Below are 1,548 nucleotides of genomic sequence, written 5' to 3'. Positions count from 1 at the left end.
ACGACGACGTGCGGCAGCGCCGTCGCCAGCCGGCCGCCGGCCCGCAGCAGCAACCGGTCGGTGCCGGTGACGAACGCGGGCAGTGCGGCGCCCGCCCCGGCGAGCCGGGCCAGCTCACGGGCCGCGACCCGGTCGTCGGCGGGGCGGGCGACGCGGTCGACGAAGCGCAGCGTGAAGTCGACCCCGGCGGGGTCGTGCATCAGCGCGGCCAGCCGCTGCGTCGGGTCCGCTCCGCGGCCGGAGCCCGACGACGGTGCGGTACCGGTGCGCTCGGTCCAGCGGCGGACGCGCTCGACGGCGCGCCCGGTCAGCGCGTCGTCGAGGGCGGGGACGGGGTGGGTGGGGTGCACGCTCACCCGCCCAGTCTGGACCCACTGTCAGGACCGTGTCACGTCGACGGTGCTGACAATCCGGTGACGACCCTGGTCAGGACTCCGTGAGATCGGTGCCGGGCAGCGGCCCGAGCAGGGCGAACGCGTCCAGATAGGGCTCGACGTCGCCGCGCTCGGTCCAGGCCCGCAGCTGCGCCGCCGACCGGCGGGTGACCAGGGCACGGGCCAGCTCGAAGTCCGGGGCCCGCACGACGACCGCGGCCCCCGCCTCGTCGCCCGCGGACACCCAGCGGCGGCCGTCGCCGATCAGGGCGATCGGCGCCCGGTCCCCGACCGCGCCGGCGAACCGGCCCAGGAACGTGTCCATGACCGCGTAGAGGCCGGGGGTGTGCTGCCCGCCGGGCTCGCGCAGGGCACCGCGCAGGTCCTGCTCGTGGATGATCACGTCGCCGAGCGGGCGGGTGTTGTGGGCCGCCATCCAGTCGCGCAGCGGGCCGGCCAGCGACTCCCACTCCGCGACGAGTGCCGCCACGTCGTGGTCACGCCGCGCCCGCACCTGCCGGTCCGTCCACTCCTCGTTGTGGTCGTCGGGCTCGTCGCCACGCACCACGTCCGCACCCAGGCCGACCATGTGCGAGAGCAGGTCGCGCACCGACCAGTCCGGGCAGGACGGGACCGTCAGCTCCGAGCGCTCGGGCGGCAGGTCCCGCACCAGGTCGATGACCCGGCGTTGCGCCCGGGTCCACTCCGCGATCTCGTCGATACCGCTCACGGGCACCGATCCCATCACGACCGGGGCCCCTGTGCCGTCCCGTGGGTGTTTTGCCTGGACCGAGCCCGGGCACCTGGGGATCATCGAACCGGACACGACGGCGACGCCGGTCACGGCGGCTCCGCCGGGCGGCACCGCCGGCATCGGGGACCACCCGGTGAGTCGGTGAGGAGAGGACGAGCGTGAGCAGCCCACCCCCGTACCCGGGTCGCCCCGGGGACCCGCAGGACCCGAACAACCTGGACCAGCCGACGCAGCAGAACCAGCCCTACGGCGGGCAGCAGTACGGCGAGCAGCCCGGTCAGCAGTACGGACAGCAGCAGTACGGGGAACAGCCCCCGGGGCAGCAGTACGGGCAGCAGCAGTACGGACAGCAACAGTACGGCGCGCAGGGCCACGACCCGGCCGCCTACCCGGACCGGCCGCCCGCCGGGCCGCCGGGGT

2 protein-coding genes and 1 pseudogene are annotated in these 1,548 nt (G+C 75.5%); 1 reads left to right on the top strand and 2 read right to left on the bottom strand.

Annotated features, from left to right (window positions below; all coding sequences use genetic code 11):
• Positions 1–356 (bottom strand): hypothetical protein (locus tag NH602_RS30740; RefSeq protein WP_253069674.1); only part of this gene is annotated, 356 nt, incomplete at its 3' end.
• Positions 357–426: 70 nt separating this feature from the next.
• Positions 427–1,104, bottom strand: coding sequence for a maleylpyruvate isomerase family mycothiol-dependent enzyme (locus NH602_RS30735; RefSeq protein WP_253069673.1), 678 nt, complete (start codon positions 1,102–1,104; stop codon positions 427–429).
• A gap of 182 nt (positions 1,105–1,286) precedes the next feature.
• Between NH602_RS30735 and NH602_RS30730 the strand changes: the two are divergent.
• A pseudogene (locus NH602_RS30730) lies at positions 1,287–1,548 on the top strand (ABC transporter ATP-binding protein); the annotation flags it as partial.

The sequence above is a fragment of the Pseudonocardia sp. McavD-2-B genome, assembly GCF_024124365.1.
In the GTDB taxonomy this organism is placed as follows: Bacteria; Actinomycetota; Actinomycetes; order Mycobacteriales; family Pseudonocardiaceae; genus Pseudonocardia; species Pseudonocardia alni.
The sequence above is the reverse complement of the archived record's forward strand: the minus strand, read 5'-3'. Positions and strand labels throughout refer to the sequence as shown.